The sequence below is a fragment of the Paenibacillus allorhizosphaerae genome (genome assembly GCF_042659105.1).
In the GTDB taxonomy this organism is placed as follows: domain Bacteria; phylum Bacillota; class Bacilli; order Paenibacillales; family NBRC-103111; genus Paenibacillus_G; species Paenibacillus_G allorhizosphaerae.
Genome location: NZ_JBHSRV010000004.1, coordinates 294,366 through 311,217, shown reverse-complemented (window position 1 = coordinate 311,217; position 16,852 = coordinate 294,366). Strand labels below are relative to the sequence as shown.

Sequence of the window (16,852 nt, the reverse complement as noted above, 5' to 3'; positions counted from 1 at the left end):
TGTAGATATGCAGATGCTTTTTTTTATTCACGGTAAATTCTACGATTATAGTTGTTTTTATAAGCAATGTTCGTTAATTTTGATTCAATGGCATGCGATTGATAGAAAAGGAGTGATTCCATGAGCGATCCAGTCGTTATAGAGTCATATCATCCGGAATGGCCGTTATTGTTTCTGGAGACAGGCCGACGGATCAGAAATTCACTGGGAGAAACGGCGGTTCGAATCGATCATATCGGTTCCACCTCGGTGCCGGGGCTCGATGCCAAGCCGGTCATCGATATTCAAGTGTCGGTCGTACAGCTAAAGCCTCTGAACAGCATAGTAATGGCGCTGGAAGCGGCAGGTTACCGCTATCGGGCGGACAACCCGGATTTAACCAAGGCGTATTTCCGGGAATCGCCGGGCGAGCGCAGAACGCACATTCACGTAAGGAGAACCGGAAGCTGGTCGGAACAGACGGCGCTGATGTTTCGCGATTATTTGCGCCGCCATCCGGACGACGCGGCGGCGTATGCCCAGGAGAAGCGCCGGCTGGCCGAGCAATATCGGGACAACCGTCAAGCTTATGTGGAAGCCAAGGATCCGATCATATGGAGCATTCTACACAAGGCGGCGCTATGGAGTCAGACCGTAGGCTGGATGCCTGAAACATCCGATCTATAGCTGCATCGCGGCCGCCCGTTACAAACGTTACTTCAGGTCCGGAAGCACGCCATCCAGCGGATACGACTTCCAAGCTTCGTACATCGGCTGCCGGTTCAGGTGGCTTCTATACAGCATGATATGATCGGCGACCCAAGTGGAGGAAGGAAAAACGGGCGCAGATTGCAACATTGCTTTAGAGAAAGCGGATGTCCCATTGTAACGTCTTGCGACGGTAAGGTGCGGGCGGAATGCACGGTCTTCTTTTGCAAATCCCAGCGGTTCCAATGCCGCGTCCACATCCGCTTGCAGCGATGCCAGGAGTGGAAGATCGCCGTGTATGCCTATCCATAAGATGCTCGGGGAAGCGGGTTTGCCGAACGTGCCGATGCCTTGCACGGACAGGCTTACGGGGTTATGTCCGGATGCGATCCGTCCGAGCTCCGCTTGTACTTGTTCTGCCTTCTGCGGGGATGTTTCTCCCAAAAATTTTAGTGTAATATGAAGATCGTCGGAATGCACCCATTTCTGAAACGGAAACGCCGGTTTCAGTTTCTCCATCTGCTGCTGAAGCGCCGCTCGGATCGGCTGCGGGAGCGGAACGGCGACAAAAAGCCGGGAAGTACCTGTGCTCACATTCATAAATGCAGATCACCTCTTCGATAGATATAGACATTGTGTTACAACATTTTCCACCATTCGGCAAAAAGTTTGATTCAATCCGGTGAACTTGCGGATAAACGCTTGATGTTGCCGGGGCAACTTTGCTATCATTAGCCATATCCTATGTAAAGTGAAGGTGTGAGAACAGTGTCAAAGCGCGCATACAATTTTAACGCCGGGCCGGCCGCGCTCCCTCTGGAAGTGCTCCAGAAGGCGCAGGAAGAGCTTGTGGAATACCGGGGCATCGGCATGTCCATTATGGAAATTTCCCATCGCAGCTCGCAATACGAAGAGCTGAACGCCGAAACGCAGCAACTGCTCAAGGAATTGTTCGCGATTCCAGACGGCTATAAGGTTATGTTCATGCAAGGCGGCGCCAGCACGCAGTTCGCGACGATCCCGATGAATTTCCTAAAGCCCGGACAAACGGCAGGCTACGTTCTTACCGGGGCTTGGGCCGACAAGGCGCTGAAAGAAGCCAAGCTATTCGGAGAAACGAAGATCGTTGCCAGCTCCGAAGCGGACAAGTTTACGCGCATCCCGGATTTGAGCGGACTGCAGCTTGACCCGAACCTGGCTTACTTACATATTACATCCAATGAAACGATCGAGGGCTCGCAATATGCATCGTATCCGGACACCGGCAATGTTCCGCTGATCGGCGACATGTCCAGCGATATTTTGTGCCGTCCTGTAGATGTTTCCAAATTTTCGATGATTTATGCAGGAGCGCAGAAAAATTTAGGTCCGTCGGGCGTAACGGTTGTCATTATGCGCGAGGAGCTTCTGGCCGATTCGCCGAAGCATATCGCGACGATGCTGCGCTATGATACGCACGCCAAGAACGACTCGCTTTACAACACACCGCCGGTCTATTCCGTCTACATGGTGAATCTGGTGCTGAAGTGGATTAAAGAAAATGGCGGATTGACCGCGATGGAGAAACGCAATCGGGAGAAAACCGATCTGATCTATAACGCGATCGACGGCAGCGGAGGATTTTACCGGGGCGTCATTGCGCCGGAAAGCCGTTCGATCATGAACATCACGTTCCGCATGAAAGACGAGGAATTGGAGAAGAAATTCGCAAAAGAATCCGAACAGCACGGTTTCGTCGGCTTGAAGGGCCACCGCAGCGTCGGAGGTTTGCGGGCATCGACTTACAATGCCGTTCCGTACGAAGCTTGCAAGGCGCTTGCCGAGTTTATGGCCGATTTCCAAAGACGCAACAGCTAACATGAATAAACAAGGTGTCGGGAATTCATTTCCCGGCACCTTTTATTTGAATGTATCGATTCAGGCAAACGATTCTTTGGCGGCGGGCTCCGTCAATTTGTAACCGACATTGCGAATCGTTACGATGTAGTCGGGGTTGCGGGCGCTGCTCTCGATTTTATCCCTAAGATGACTGATGTGCACATCGACGATGCGGGTGTCGCCGAGAAAGTGATAATCCCATACCCCGTGCAGCAGCTGCTGACGGCTGAGCACTTTGCCGCGGTGCTTGCAAAGGAACAGCAGCAGCTCATACTCCTTCGGCGTAAGCTCGATCGGTTCGCCTTTGACCGTGACTACGCGCTCGTCGGGCTTAACCAGGATGTCGCCGATCGCGATCGGCGCTTGCTCTGCGGAAGGCAGCGTCTGCGTGCGGCGAAGGATCGCCTGAATGCGGGAGATCAGCTCCTGTGGACTGAACGGCTTGGTCATATAATCGTCCGCGCCATTGTCGAGTCCGGCGATTTTATCGCTCAAATCCTGCATGGCGGTCAGCATAATGATCGGGACCATATTGCTTTGGCTGCGAAGCTTGCGGCATACTTGCAATCCGTCCATTTTCGGGAGCATCAGATCGAGCACGATGACATCCGGGCGAAAATGCTGAATCGCCGGAAACACGGCTTCCCCGTCATAGACGCAATGCACTTCGAAGCCGATCAGCTTCAGGTTAAATTCTATCAACATCGAGATGGAAGGTTCGTCGTCAACGACAAGAATTTTCTTCGCTATCATCAGATATCATTCTCCTTATTTTTTTACCTTGGTTGCATTATATCGCCGCTGTATGTTCGACATATTAAGAATGCGTAAACCGAATGTTAAAATTGCCTTGCGCTTTGTAGTATAATGGGATAGGCAAAAGGAGTGAGAGACAATTACATGGCATTTCATATCGTACTGGTAGAGCCGGAGATTCCGGCTAATACGGGCAACATTTCAAGAACTTGCGCGGCGACGGGCACATGGCTGCATCTGGTTAGACCGCTCGGTTTCAATACCGACGACCGCACGTTAAAACGAGCGGGTCTCGATTATTGGCATGCCGTCAAACTGGAGTACCACGATTCCTTTCAGGAAGTGAAAGATAAATATAAACACGGACGCTTCTTGCTGGCAACGACGAAAGCGGACAAGCTGTATACGGAGTATTCGTTCCAGGACGAAGATTTTCTTGTATTCGGCAAAGAAACGAAAGGGTTGTCTCCCGAAATATTAGCGGAGCATCCGGACACGTTAATGCGTCTGCCTATGACGGGAGACGTACGCTCATTGAACTTGTCCAACGCTGCGGCCATTGTGCTATTCGAGGGCTTGCGGCAAATCGGGTTCCAAGGCTTATCCTAGCAGAACGCTGTGGGTCAAAGGCAATTAATGGATATAGGGTCGGTTTTGGGAAGGAATTTTTACATGGGCGTCGAACATTATAGAGAACATAATTTATTCGTATGAAAGCGAGGTGTATGATGGATGAAGCCGGCAGGAGTGGTCCGCAAGGTCGACCAACTGGGCAGAATCGTATTGCCCAAATCACTTCGAAAGCGATATCAGATGAACGAGGGGGATCCTGTTGAAATATTGGTAAGCGGGGACCATATTATTTTGGAGAGATATCGCCCGCGTTGCGTATTTTGCAGTTCGCTCGATCAAGTTAGCGATTTCAAAGAAAGACATATTTGCAATCAGTGTTTGGTGGAAATGAACGAAATTAAAGAAACGAAACAATAATCGCATGTTCGGTCCATAAAAAAAGTATCTGCTTGAGTAGTTCAAGCGGATACTTTTTATTGTGAAGAGTAAAGAAAGTTTAACTTCAGTGAAAGCTTTTCTTTCATTAAAGACCTTTGGTCTTGTCATCGTTGTATGCTGCCGTGAGCATGGCGGTAATAAACATCAAGAAGACAACAATCGTAATCCAAAACGTAGCTGACATCGGGCTAGCACCTCCTGAAGCATATTATAACCAACGAAATCCCAATTGAAAACTTATAAATATGTGAACATTACTTGAAAAATAAAAAATGCGTCGCCAGCGGCCGCAATCGGCCGTTATCCGAGGGGCGGTTGATGACCTGCCCTTCAAAAATCAAAGTGGTGGAACCGCCGCCGTCCAGGTTGTAAGCATCCTTTACGCCAAGGGCAACGAGCTTGTCCTGAAGCTCCGGCAGCGATGCGCCGGAATTACCTCGCTCATCGGACCCGTCCGTAACGAGAAAGATCAACTGGTCGTTCTTGAAATTGCCGACGACCGTACGCGGCGCGCGGGCCGGCGAATTCAGCCATAAGGACGGGATTGTCTGTTTTTTGCCGTTCTGCAGCATAATGGGTACGAAAGTCGCGCCGAATGATGGCTTCAGCTTATCCAAATCCTGCTGCCTGGAAAATTTCCCGCCGATGAGCTTGCGGTCCGTGCTTAACCCGATAAAGGCAAGATCCTCGAATGTCGGCTCAAAGCCGTATACGTACTTTCCTCCGAGTACCGTCGTACTCAGCGGATACCGTTTGCCCGTCTTATTGTCATCGGCAAAGCCTCCGGCATTGACGCCGGCAACGGCGCCGTATCTCCGAACCGCCTCCAGTGTCGTTTCACTGCCACCGACCTTGTCTTTCCCCAACACCATCTGCATCGCTTTATCCGATTTCAAATCGACTTTCAGCGCGTAACCTTTATATTTCGAATCGCTGAACGTGTACAACTTCAAATCGACATTTCCGGATGAAGCGGTGCGGGACAGTTTGCCTCCCAATCGGCTTGCAATACGGCTATCAAAGATGATCGTAGGCCGTTTGGACGCCGCGTCGGCGAGCTGCGTCATGCTCGCTACTTCGGTTGCGCTTTTGGCATACAGCTCGTAATACTTTTCGACCGTCGTGCGAGTTTGGGCCGCATCGCTGTTCATCTTGTCCAGTTTGCCGAGTGCATGCTGCAGTTCGGCTTGAATGGAGAAGGAAGTATGTAAAGTATCGCCGAACTCCGGCAGCAGAATCGAAATTTGCGTAGAAAGCAAATAAATCATAAGTCCGAGAAATGGAGCGCAGACGAAAAGCATCGTCCGGTTGAACTGTTGAGTCCCGTTCATTGCTATAACTCACCATCCTGTTGCTTACTGCAGTGCATCCAAGTTTTTCTTCAGCTCATCCAGCTTCTTTTTCACTTCGGCGAGCTGGGTATACAATTGGTTGCTGTTGTCGGTTTTGCTGTTTGCGCTGTCTTTCGTAAACGCCAGAAGCTCATTGACCGAATCGATCTTGGTCTGCATTTGGGCCATATCCGCGGTCACGCTTGACTTTAGCTCGGTGACTTGCTTCTGGTAGTCCTGCTGAATGACGGCAAGCTGGTCGCCGGTTTGCTTCGCGATTTCTTGCGTAATTTGCATTCTAACGTAATCCGTATATACTTTTCCGCCCCATGCCCCGAGGCCGATTAGGATAGCCCAAACGAAAAATAAAAGAACATAAGTGCGCATATTCGATTTTTTCGGCTTCGCGGAACGGACGGCGGCAGGTGCGGCTGCCGGTTGGATGGATGTATTCAAGATGGTTCACCTTCCTATGGTTTGCGGCGATATTGTCATATTCGGCATCATCGTGTCGAGAGATGTCTTTCTATATGATACATTACTCCAGGCTTATATTCAAAGAGAGACCGAGCGGCGGTACATCGTGTATAGACAATACTTGCCGGAGGTATAGTAAGGAAACGAAAGAGGTCCGATTGCAGTGCAGTCTCGGGCTCGTCCCGGTAAAGCCAATTTTTTCAAAATAATCCGCCAACGATTTAGACGTGAGAACCGGGACAATGGTTGCAGTATGCTGCCCGATATTGAAAAAAAAGCTCGAATTAAAGGGGGAAACCGACGATGAATCGACGAAAATCGGCAGCATGGATGGAGCAGCTCGTCTTTATCGGACCGGCATTCATCTGCTTTGCGTTGATCATGATCGTGCCTTTTTTTCTTGGCATGTACTATTCGTTTACGGACTGGAATGGGGTTTCGGGGCAAGTAACATGGGTCGGGTTTTCCAACTTCATTCAAATCTTGACGCAGGACCCCGATTTTGCAAGATCGTTCTGGTTTACGGTCCGTTTTGCCGTAGCCGGCGTCGTCCTGACCAACGTGCTCGCTTTCGGTATTGCCTTGCTGCTTACTCGGCCGCTTAAGCTGCGCAACGTGCTGCGGACGATCTTTTTTTTGCCGAACGTCATCGGTGGACTGCTGCTCGGATTCATTTGGCAATTTATATTTGTCAAAGGGTTTCCGGCGATCGGCGAACTGACCCACCTGGCGTTTTTTCAATTGCCTTGGCTTGGTGACGAAACGACAGCCTTCTGGGGCATTGTCATCGTATTCGTGTGGCAGACGGCCGGGTATTTCATGGTGATCTATATTGCGGCGCTGATGAATATGCCGCAAGACGTCGTGGAAGCGGCCCAGATTGACGGTGCGAGGCCGGGCCAAATGCTGACGCAGATCATTATTCCGCTCGTGATGCCGGCGGTGACGATCTGTTTGTTTTTGGCCATATCGAACTCATTTAAAATGTTCGATTTGAACTTGTCGTTAACGAAGGGCGGACCGTTCAAATCGACGGAATCCGTAGCGCTGAATATTTATACGGAAGCGTTCCAGAATAACCGTTTCGGCCTTGGCACCGCCAAAGCGTTTATTTTCTTCGTGGTCGTGGCCGTAATTACGTCCATCCAAGTCCGCGTCACGAAAAGCAGGGAGGTCGAAGTATAATGGAAGCCCGCAAAAACTATTCGTCCCGCACCTTGACTCTCGAAATTGTCGCGGTGCTGGTCGGGCTGCTGTTTCTCGTTCCGTTTTACTTCGTGATCGTCAACTCGCTGAAAACATTCGGCGAGCTGCTGAGCGATCCGACAAGCTTGCCGACCAAACTGCAGTGGAATAACTATTCGAGAGCGTGGACGATCATTAAATTTCCGCGTGTGTTTATGAATTCGCTCATCATTACGGTGATCAGCAATTTGGGGATTGCGCTCATCAGCTCGATGGCGGCGCACCGGATGGTACGGCGTCCGAACCGATTAAACAATTTGCTGTTCTCTTTGTTTGTGGCGGCGATGGTCATCCCGTTTCAATCGATCATGATTCCGCTGGTGAAGGTGGCGAAGTCGGCCGGACTGTTCGACAGCATCCCCGGACTGGTCGTTTGCTATTTGGGGTTTGGCGCACCGATGTCGATCTTTCTGTTCCACGGATTTATCAAGTCGATTCCGCTGGAGATCGAGGAGTCGGCCGTCGTTGACGGCACGAGCACGTACGGAACGTTTTTCCGCATTGTGCTACCGCTGCTCAAGCCGATCGCGGTGACCGTCATCCTGCTCAACAGCTTATGGATATGGAACGATTTCCTGCTGCCGTTCATCATTTTGCAAAGCCCGGAATTGAAGACGATTCCGCTCGCGACGAACTCGTTCTTCGGTCAATACACGAAGCAATGGGACTTAGCTCTTGCTGCGCTGGTGCTGGGCGTGCTGCCAATTGTCATTTTTTTCCTGGTCATGCAGCGCCATATAATAGAAGGAATTACAGCCGGATCGGTGAAGGGGTAGACATTTTCGGAGTATCACGGATTAGATTTGATGAGCATCACATGCCGCAGCATGCTATTCATGTGTGCGGTTTTTCATTTTTGCGGCCTGGTTGCGTTCATTAGGCAGCTCGATGGTGAGGCGGAATTATATTCGAAGCGCTGCATCCGGGCATAAAATCGGGAAGCGCCGCGATAGCGATGTGGGTCACGTTCGCCTCCCACAGCAAACAGGCTCCCACAGTGGGAAGCCTGTTTCTCATTCGAAGGGAGAGCCGCTTAATCCCGTTCGGAGAAGGCGGTCTTTTTATTATCCCATTCAGCCAGCAGGCGATGATACATAGCCTCTACGGCTCCCAGCAGGACAACTAAAACAAACAGCTCCCCGTTGGAAAGCCCCCAGTTGAAAAAGCGCGATACCACCCAAAAGTAAAGTCCCGCCATTGCGGCATCGGCGATGGTTGCTACCGCATTATTGCTTCCGCGCAGTATCCACTGGTCGCCGATCACAAAAGCGATCAGGGAAAACAAGACGGTGCCGGAAATCATTTGCGTTACCGATGCCGACGTCTGAATGTACAACAGCGGGATTAAAACGGCGTTCATGACGAGTTTTACGCATACACGCTGAATCAACTTAGTAACACCCTTTCGCCTAATAGTTATATGTATTGCATAAGATGTCCATCCGTTTGTTATCTTATGTAGTGAGATCGTAGAGTTCATCAACTACAGGGAGGTATCATGGCATGAAAAAGACGTTGAAATCCATTACGGCGCTATCCGTAAGCACATTGATGCTGGCGGGAGTGACGGCAGGCTGCGGAAATAAAACGGCTCCCGGAAACAACCAGGGCGGTGCGGCCGGCGGACCGGTGACACTTAAAATTTTCCAATATAAAGTGGAAATCAGCGAAGCGTTCAACCGATTGAAGGATGAATACGAAAAATCGCATCAAGGGGTCAAACTGCAAATCGAGACGGTGGGGGGCGGTGCGGACTATGGCGCCGCGCTGAAAACCAAGTTCGCTTCCAATGACAAGCCGGACATCTTCAACAACGGCGGCTTCCGCGAGGCCGATACGTGGATGGAGCATCTGGAAGATTTGTCCGACCAGCCGTGGGTGAAAGACGTGCTCCCGGTGGCCAAGGCGCCGATGACGAAGGAAGGCAAGCTGTACGGCATGCCGCTCGGTCTGGAGGGCTACGGGTTCATTTATAATAAAGATTTGTTCACCAAAGCAGGCATTACCGAAGTACCGAAGACGCTCAGCCAACTGGAAGCGGCGGCCAAAAAACTGCAAGCGGCGGGCATTACTCCGTTTTCCAACGGATACCAAGAATGGTGGGTGCTCGGAAATCATACGTTTAACGTGGCGATGGCGCGGCAGCCGGATCCGGACAAATTCATCGCCGGTCTATACGACGGCTCGCAAAAAATGGGCGGTCCCGTGTTCGACGAATGGACCAAACTGGTCGATCTAACGTTAAAGTACGGACAACCGAACCCGCTCACGACGGATTACAACACGCAGGTGACGAATTTTGCCACCGGCAAAGCGGCCATGATGCAGCAGGGAAACTGGACGCAGGTGCAGATCGATAAAATCACCCCGAACCTCAATATCGGCGTGCTGCCGATGCCGATCAACGAGGATGCGGAAGCGAACGACAAATTGCTCGTCGGCGTGCCGAACAACTGGGTCATTAACAAAAACTCCGCTTTGAAAAAAGAAGCGAAAGAATTTTTGAACTGGCTTGTAACCTCCGATACGGGAAAACAATACATCACGAAGGAATTTAAATTTATCCCGGCGCTTAGCACGATTAACGCCGATCCCAAAGATCTCGGTCTTATCGCGGCCGATATTATGACCTATAGCAAAAATAATAAGGTGCTCGGATGGTACTTCCCGAAATACCCCGACGGCACGCCGCAGGAAATCGGCGCAACGATGCAGGCGTATATTGCGGGCAAAAATACGAAAGAGCAAATGTATGCGGCATTCCAAAAATCGTGGGATAATTTGAAAGCAAAGAAGTAGGGAACGAAGCGAACGGTTTTGAATGGTGGCAATTGTTTTGCGCACAAGCAAGCCCCGGCGTAATCGCCGGGGCTTTGCTCGCTCGCGGGACACGTAGGGGTCTGCATTTGATTTCGCTGCATGCAATTATCGCGACAGGAGAAGCTAATGGAAATATGGATGAATGAAATTAGAAACATGAACCTATTTGAACTGAGGTGCAGCGCATCGTGTACGATTGCATCATTGTCGGCGGAGGAATCGCCGGGCTTCAAGCATCGATTCAGCTTGGCCGCTATGGACATCGAGTGCTTGTAGTCGATAAAGGCCGGGGGCGTTCGACGCTTTGTCGCAGCTATCATAATATATTGGGCTGGCCGGAAGGCGTGTCGGGCCAGGAGCTTCGCCGTCTTGGGCAGATGCAGGCTAGTCTACTGGGCGCGGAGTTTCGAACGGATGAGGTCATTGCCGCGGCCAAACGGGAAGACGGATTCGAGGTGGCGCTCGCCGGAGGCGGAGGCGTGTTGCCCGCGCGCACCTTGCTTGCCGCAACCGGGATTATGGACCGTTTCCCGCCTCTGCCCGGAATTGAGGCTTGTTTGGGCAGCAGCATCTATGTTTGCCCCGATTGCGACGGGTATGAGGTGAAGGGAAAGCGGACGATCGTGCTCGGATCGGGGGAGTCCGGGTCCGGCATGGCGCTCACGCTGCGGTATTGGACCGATCGGATCGTGTACGTTAATCATGAGAAGAAGGCGATAGGCAGCGGGCGGCTGGAACAACTGAAAGAAAAAGGCATCGCCTATGAAGAAGCCGAGATCGCCGAGGTGCTTGCCGATGGCGACGGTTCGTTCCGAGGCCTACGCCTGGCGGATGGCCGTATGGTCGAAGGAGAGCGCGGGTTTATTGCGTTCGGCGGCAACGCCGTTCATTCGGACTGGTTGACCGCGCTCGGCGTGGAGCGATTGGAAAATAAACATATTGTAACGGACCCGAGAAGCAAGCAAACGTCCGTACCCGGCGTTTGGGCGGCGGGCGATGTCGGCGTTCATGCGGAGCAGGTGACGATCGCGATGGGGGAAGGCGCTCAAGCGGCGATCTGGATCCATAAGTCTTTGATGAAGCTCGCCGCAAAAGAACCTGTGCATGCATAAGACCGCATGAAATGCGACGCGGCTGTCACCACTTTTCCAGCTTGAACTTCCATTTGTCCAAGGACTCTTCTCCGTTGACAAAAATTCGCTTCAGTTTGAGCGGGGGCTGATCCGGCGTAGTGACGCCCTGCTCGATCGTAAAGGCATAACGAAACTCGTTTTCTTTCAAGATGGTCAGCGTATTGTTATTGAACTCGCCGTACGGGTAGCAAAATACGTCTGCGGTCGTGCCGAGCTTTTGTTCAATCAGATGGCGCGCTTCCATAATCTCATAGAGCTGCTTCTCCTTGCTCAGCCTGGGCAAATGCGGATGCGTCATCCCGTGGGGCTGTATGTCCCACCCGGCTTCGTGCATCTCTGCCACCTGCTCCCAATTCAGAAAATAACCGTCCTCGACCATGCCGGGGGACATGAATAACGTAGCGTGAAAACCAAGCTTTTGTAAAAGAGGATACGCATGCGTGTAATTATCCGCATACCCGTCGTCGAACGTCAGCAGCACCGGCTTGTCCGGTGCTTTCTCTTTGCCTTCAAGCACATCCGTAAACTGTTGAAGGGTTAACGTCGTGTAGCCGTTTTCCGACAAATACATCATCTGCTCTTCGAATTTCTCGGGCGTAATCGTTGCGCGGTTGCCGGGATCGACGGTAATGCTGTGGTAATTCAGAACGGGAATGCGGACTTTTTTTTCTTCGGCTTGCGCCGCGGCAAACGACGGGAGCAGCGAAAGGAATAAAACGATCGACAGAGGGACGGAGGCCAGGCGCAGGAATAAAGTATAGCGCTTCATCAGGACAGCAGCTCCTTCCATGGAAGTATATTACTTTATTTTTATCCTGTGTCGGGCCAAGTTATTCCTGCTTTATCCGCCGGTCGCTTCCTCCGGGTGCAAAGGCTCCTGGAAGCCGGCGACTACGTGAGCGTATGTTTGAAGCGCTTCTTCTCCGAGCGGGGTGATCTTGTACACGCCGCGTTCGACGCGTTGAAACCATAAGTAGTAGTTTTTTTGCAGCATGCCGGCCGCGCCGGGATTGCCGGTCAAGTCGCGCAGCTTGCGGGGACTTACCGGCCCGTGTTCCTTCAGCGCGCTTGCGAGCTGGAGCGATTTCTCGCGGTAGGCCGTGACCAGCTTCCGCTTGGAGCTGCCGCCGACGTTATAGTCCGCCCGCCGTTCCTGGAACTCGCGAATGACCCGGGAGGCTGCGTATTTATTCAAACGGGGCGCATGCGTTAGCAGAGAAGGGTCGTCTCCCGGATGGCATTCCACCTCGACTCGCGGCTTGCGCGTTTTGTAAAATTGGACCGTCATCATTCCGATGCCGAGCATCCGGCAAAGGTTCCGCAATTCCGGCCAGCTGGCGCTGTGCGGGGCGCGGCCTTTGGCCGGCCGTTCGAATGCGACGTACACCGCGCGGCTGATTTTCAGCCGATCGATCGCTTGCAGCAGCAGAGGGATCGAGAAGCTGCGCTTCAGCTCGATGATGATCGGCGGCTCCTCCCCTCGGATCGCGACAAGATCGCAGTAGCGCACTTCCCCCCGTACCGCGTATCCGAGCTCTTCCAAGTAAGTTTTGACGGGAGCGTAGAGCTCCGTTTCGCTTTTGATTGCCACAGCGGACGGTCTCCTTTGTCGATTGGTAATGTAATTATAGCATAATTTTGGTACGATAGAGGGGTGAGAAGGGAGAGACAACCGGATGAATGAACAACAGCAAAGCGATAAAGAACCTAATGAACATGATATAAGCATCAGCGAAAATCAGTTGAAGCAAGCGCATCGGATCGAGCCATGGCTGGGCCGCAGCTTCACCTGCGGCAGCTGCGGGCAGCAGCATCAGGTGCCGCTGCGCAAAGTCGTGCTGGAGCGCGGAGCGATGGCCGCGCTGCCGGCTTATGCACAGGAGCGAGGGCTTCGCAACCTGCTGCTCGTCAGCGACCGGCGCACGGCGGAAGCCGCCGGCCGGAAGCTCCTGGCGCTGTGCGAGGAGGCTCAGCTCCAGGCACAGCTGTGCGTGCTCGCCGACGACGAGCACGGGGAGCTCGCCGCGGATGAGCGCGCCGTCGTGCAGCTGCTGCTGCACGTGACGCCCGCCACGCAGGCGATCGTTGCCGTGGGCGCGGGCACGCTCCACGATATTGTGCGCTTCGCGGCCCATCGGAGCGGCCGCGTTTTTCTGAGCGTGCCGACGGCGCCATCCGTCGACGGCTTCGCTTCGGTTGGCGCGCCGCTCATTCTCGGCGGCTTCAAGCAGACGATTCCGGCCTGCTCGCCGGAAGCCATCTTCGGCGACCTGGCCGTACTTGCGACAGCACCGCGTCCGATGGTCGCCGCAGGTTTCGGCGACATGCTCGGCAAGTACACGTCTCTGGCCGACTGGGAGCTCGGACGCGTACTGCTCGACGAGCCGCTGTGCGAGCTTGCCGCGGAAATGACCCGGCAAGGGCTCGAGCTGTGCATCCGGCATACGGAGGAAATTGCCGCGGGCACGGAAAAAGGGCTGAGGAAGCTGATGGAAGGGCTGCTGCTATCCGGCATCTCCATGCTCATCGTAGGACATTCGCGCCCGGCGTCCGGCGGCGAACATCACTTGTCTCACTACTGGGAGATGAAGTTCCTTCAGGCCGGCCGCCGCGCGCTGCTGCACGGGGCCAAAGTCGGCGTCGCCGCCGTCAAGATGGCGGCACTATATCGCGAAGCCGCTTCGCGGGGCGCCGAAGCGGTCCGGCAGTCGATTCGGCAGCGGCTCGCCGACCCGGGGTACTCCGCGCCGGACTCCGCCCGCGCGGCGATTGCCGCGGGCTACGGCGCCATCGCCACCCAGGCGTTCGAGGAGAACGCCGCGGAGCTCGATCCCGCGCGCCGGACGGCGCTGCAGCGGCAGCTCGCGGAGCGGCTCGGCAGCCGTTGGGACGCGGTGCAGGCGATCTGCCGCAGCGTCCCGGCGCCGGAGCGGCTGGCGGATCTTCTTGCCGCTGCAGGCGGTCCAGTCACCGCCGACCAGCTGGGCGTGGAACCGCAGCTAGTCGATGAAAGCTTGCGCTATGCCAAGTATGTGCGCAACCGTTATACAATCATGCGCTTGCACGAGTGGCTGTAGACCCGCGTCGTCCACAGCCAAACCCGCCATTATCATCGATTCCCGATCGGTAATGGCGGGTTTTTGCGCTTCATTCCAAGCTTCGTTCCGAAGCTTTTTTTATTTGTCTAAAAATTTCGGTCAACTTACTCCGTCTTGCCGCATAGGTATTTAATACACTTCGCATTGAAAAGAAGATGATTCCGATGACTTAAGGCGTTCTAATGGTATCAGGTCTCCCACGAAGCCCGATTTGCCGTGGAATCGCCGTTCTGGCGTTCCACGCATCGCAAGCCGTCATGCCAGACAGCGCAGAATGGTGTCAAAGCCGCTATCGGCCAGCGCAGAACTTCTTACAACAGTCCGCATTCGAATGAAGCATCATCGGCGTTGCAGCGGCTATCCAGAAGCACGTGGACCGCTTGCTTGCGGGCAAGGCGCCCTGACGAAGCCGGTTTTGCCCCGCAAAACCAAAGCCAAACCTGATGAAGCCGGTTTTGCTCCGCAAAACCCTAAGGAGGTAGAATCCATGAACTTGTTTAAGAAAATCGCCGATTACCGCACGGAAACCGAAAGGCTGGCCTGGACCGGGACCTTCGCCGAATATATTCAGAAGCTCCGCGACAATCCGCGCCTGGCAATGACGGCACACGCTCGGGTGTACGAGATGATCGCCTCCCAAGGCATTGTTGAGGAAAGCGGTCGTCGTAAATACAATTTTTTCGAGAAGGAAATATTTGGACTCGACCTGGCGATTGAAAAGCTGGTAGAGGAATATTTTCATTCGGCGGCGCGCCGTTTGGATGTGCGCAAGCGGATCCTTCTTCTGATGGGACCGGTCAGCGGGGGCAAATCGACCATCGTTACAATCCTCAAACGCGGTCTTGAGCAATATTCCCGTACGGATAACGGAGCGGTTTTTGCCATCAAAGGATGTCCGATGCACGAAGAGCCGCTGCATTTGATTCCGAGCGAGCTGCGGCCGGAAGTGGAGCAAGAACTCGGGGTCAAGATCGAAGGCAACTTATGCCCGTCCTGCCAAATCCGGTTAAGAGAAGAATATAGCGGCCGGATTGAAGACGTATTGGTCGAAAGGGTGCTGATCTCCGAAGATAACCGCGTCGGGATCGGGACGTTCAGCCCGTCCGATCCGAAATCGCAAGATATTGCCGATTTGACGGGAAGCATCGACTTCTCGACGATTACACAGTACGGTTCGGAATCGGATCCGCGCGCTTATCGTTTCGACGGCGAGCTGAACAAAGCGAACCGCGGACTGATGGAATTCCAGGAGATGCTGAAGTGCGACGAGAAGTTTCTATGGAACTTGCTTTCGCTAACGCAGGAAGGCAACTTCAAGGCCGGACGATTCGCACTGATCAGCGCCGACGAGCTGATTATCGCACATACGAACGAGTCGGAGTACAAATCGTTCATTGCCAACAAAAAGAACGAAGCGCTGCAGTCGCGGATGATCGTCATGCCGATTCCTTACAACCTGAAAGTGTCGCAGGAAGAAAAGATTTACGAAAAGCTCATTCGCCAAAGCGATATGAAGCATGTACATATTGCTCCGCACAGTCTGCGCGCGGCGGCGATCTTTTCCATCCTGACCCGCCTCAAGGAATCGAAGAAGCAGGGCATGGATTTGGTCAAAAAAATGCGCATGTACGACGGCGAGGAAGTGGAAGGCTACAAGGAAGCCGATCTGAAGGAAATGCAGAACGAATATTTGGAAGAAGGGATGACCGGCATCGATCCCCGCTATGTCATCAACCGGATATCCAGCGCCCTGATCCGCCAGGATCTCGAATTCATCAATGCGCTCGATGTGCTTCGTGCGCTCAAGGACGGACTGGATCAACACCCGTCCATTACAAAGGAGGAGCGGGAGCGGTATCTCAACTTCATCTCCATCGCGCGCAAGGAGTACGACGAGCTGGCCAAGAAAGAAGTGCAGAAGGCGTTTGTATACTCGTTCGACGAGTCGGCGAAGACGCTGTTCAACAATTATTTGGATAACATTGAGGCGTACTGCAATTGGCAAAAAATCAAGGACCCGCTGACCGGAGAAGAGATGGACCCGGATGAAAGGCTGATGCGGTCCATCGAGGAACAGATCGGCATCTCGGAAAATGCGAAAAAAGCGTTCCGCGAGGAAATATTAATCCGGATGTCCTCGTATTCGCGCAAGAGCAAGCGGTTTGATTACAGCAGCCACGAACGGCTGCGCGAAGCGATCGAGAAGAAGCTGTTCACCGACCTGAAAGATATCGTGAAAATTACGACGTCCACCAAGACGCCGGATGAAAATCAGCTGAAACGCATCAACGAGGTCATCAAACGGCTGGTGGAAGAGCATGGATATACGACCGCATCGGCCAACGAACTGCTGCGCTATGTAGGCAGCTTACTGAACCGATGACCTTTTGCCGGCATCAGCCCTCTCCGTCCGCTT

Annotated in this window: 17 protein-coding genes; 10 read left to right on the top strand and 7 right to left on the bottom strand. The window is 53.2% G+C overall.

The genetic code is table 11. The features are described 5' to 3' along the window. Positions 1-120 precede the first annotated feature (120 nt). Positions 121-666, top strand: a complete 546-nt coding sequence (locus tag ACFQI7_RS17770) for a GrpB family protein (protein ID WP_218098168.1) — start codon at positions 121-123, stop codon at positions 664-666. A gap of 27 nt (positions 667-693) precedes the next feature. On the opposite strand, the gene thpR is transcribed toward ACFQI7_RS17770, so the two are convergent. Continuing rightward, entirely contained in the window at positions 694-1,287 is a 594-nt protein-coding gene (gene thpR / locus ACFQI7_RS17765) for an RNA 2',3'-cyclic phosphodiesterase (RefSeq protein WP_218098167.1), read from the bottom strand. Between the two features lie 168 nt (positions 1,288-1,455). Here thpR and serC point away from each other — a divergent pair, with 168 nt between their 5' ends. Further along, the gene (gene serC, locus ACFQI7_RS17760) at positions 1,456-2,544 is read left to right on the top strand and encodes a 3-phosphoserine/phosphohydroxythreonine transaminase (RefSeq protein ID WP_218098166.1); all 1,089 of its coding nucleotides are present in this window, start codon (positions 1,456-1,458) and stop codon (positions 2,542-2,544) included. 60 nt (positions 2,545-2,604) lie between these two features. On the opposite strand, the gene ACFQI7_RS17755 is transcribed toward serC, so the two are convergent. Next, positions 2,605-3,318 (bottom strand): response regulator transcription factor, encoded by a 714-nt coding sequence (locus ACFQI7_RS17755; protein ID WP_329958214.1) that lies wholly within the window; start codon positions 3,316-3,318, stop codon positions 2,605-2,607. A 147-nt stretch (positions 3,319-3,465) separates the two neighbouring features. Here ACFQI7_RS17755 and ACFQI7_RS17750 point away from each other — a divergent pair, with 147 nt between their 5' ends. Next, positions 3,466-3,930, top strand: coding sequence for a tRNA (cytidine(34)-2'-O)-methyltransferase (locus tag ACFQI7_RS17750; RefSeq protein WP_218098165.1), 465 nt, complete (start codon positions 3,466-3,468; stop codon positions 3,928-3,930). A 123-nt stretch (positions 3,931-4,053) separates the two neighbouring features. After that, positions 4,054-4,311, top strand: a complete 258-nt coding sequence (locus ACFQI7_RS17745) for an AbrB/MazE/SpoVT family DNA-binding domain-containing protein (RefSeq protein WP_218098164.1) — start codon at positions 4,054-4,056, stop codon at positions 4,309-4,311. 275 nt (positions 4,312-4,586) lie between these two features. On the opposite strand, the gene ACFQI7_RS17740 is transcribed toward ACFQI7_RS17745, so the two are convergent. Together ACFQI7_RS17740 and ACFQI7_RS17735 are read right to left on the bottom strand one after the other, a co-directional pair. Next, positions 4,587-5,663, bottom strand: coding sequence for a phosphodiester glycosidase family protein (locus ACFQI7_RS17740; RefSeq protein ID WP_218098163.1), 1,077 nt, complete (start codon positions 5,661-5,663; stop codon positions 4,587-4,589). A 24-nt stretch (positions 5,664-5,687) separates the two neighbouring features. Further along, a complete protein-coding gene (locus ACFQI7_RS17735) occupies positions 5,688-6,119 on the bottom strand; it encodes a hypothetical protein (protein ID WP_218098162.1) in 432 nt (143 codons plus the stop codon). A gap of 324 nt (positions 6,120-6,443) precedes the next feature. Between ACFQI7_RS17735 and ACFQI7_RS17730 the strand changes: the two genes are divergently transcribed. Together ACFQI7_RS17730 and ACFQI7_RS17725 are read left to right on the top strand one after the other, a co-directional pair. Continuing rightward, positions 6,444-7,325 (top strand): carbohydrate ABC transporter permease, encoded by an 882-nt coding sequence (locus ACFQI7_RS17730; RefSeq protein WP_218098161.1) that lies wholly within the window; start codon positions 6,444-6,446, stop codon positions 7,323-7,325. Next, positions 7,325-8,161: a carbohydrate ABC transporter permease gene (locus ACFQI7_RS17725; protein WP_218098160.1), complete on the top strand. Its 837-nt coding sequence runs from the start codon at positions 7,325-7,327 to the stop codon at positions 8,159-8,161. The genes ACFQI7_RS17730 and ACFQI7_RS17725 overlap by 1 nt, the downstream gene beginning before the upstream one ends. 257 nt (positions 8,162-8,418) lie before the next feature. Here the strand turns inward: ACFQI7_RS17725 and ACFQI7_RS17720 are convergent, their stop codons facing one another. Then, a complete protein-coding gene (locus ACFQI7_RS17720; protein WP_218098159.1) occupies positions 8,419-8,775 on the bottom strand; it encodes a DUF2512 family protein in 357 nt (118 codons plus the stop codon). Between the two features lie 113 nt (positions 8,776-8,888). Here ACFQI7_RS17720 and ACFQI7_RS17715 point away from each other — a divergent pair, with 113 nt between their 5' ends. Both ACFQI7_RS17715 and ACFQI7_RS17710 read left to right on the top strand, forming a co-directional pair. Next, entirely contained in the window at positions 8,889-10,184 is a 1,296-nt protein-coding gene (locus ACFQI7_RS17715) for an ABC transporter substrate-binding protein (protein ID WP_218098158.1), read from the top strand. A 206-nt stretch (positions 10,185-10,390) separates the two neighbouring features. Next, on the top strand, positions 10,391-11,317 hold the full coding sequence (locus ACFQI7_RS17710; RefSeq protein ID WP_218098363.1) for an NAD(P)/FAD-dependent oxidoreductase: 927 nt from the start codon (positions 10,391-10,393) through the stop codon (positions 11,315-11,317). Positions 11,318-11,342: 25 nt separating this feature from the next. Here the strand turns inward: ACFQI7_RS17710 and ACFQI7_RS17705 are convergent, their stop codons facing one another. Further along, the gene (locus ACFQI7_RS17705) at positions 11,343-12,107 is read right to left on the bottom strand and encodes a polysaccharide deacetylase family protein (RefSeq protein ID WP_218098157.1); all 765 of its coding nucleotides are present in this window, start codon (positions 12,105-12,107) and stop codon (positions 11,343-11,345) included. A gap of 72 nt (positions 12,108-12,179) precedes the next feature. After that, entirely contained in the window at positions 12,180-12,929 is a 750-nt protein-coding gene (locus tag ACFQI7_RS17700; protein WP_218098156.1) for a DUF2161 domain-containing phosphodiesterase, read from the bottom strand. 85 nt (positions 12,930-13,014) lie between these two features. Between ACFQI7_RS17700 and ACFQI7_RS17695 the strand changes: the two genes are divergently transcribed. Further along, positions 13,015-14,415 (top strand): sn-glycerol-1-phosphate dehydrogenase, encoded by a 1,401-nt coding sequence (locus ACFQI7_RS17695; RefSeq protein ID WP_218098155.1) that lies wholly within the window; start codon positions 13,015-13,017, stop codon positions 14,413-14,415. 508 nt (positions 14,416-14,923) lie between these two features. Further along, complete coding sequence (locus tag ACFQI7_RS17690) at positions 14,924-16,819, top strand: PrkA family serine protein kinase (RefSeq protein ID WP_218098154.1); 1,896 nt, start codon at positions 14,924-14,926, stop codon at positions 16,817-16,819. Positions 16,820-16,852 lie beyond the last annotated feature (33 nt).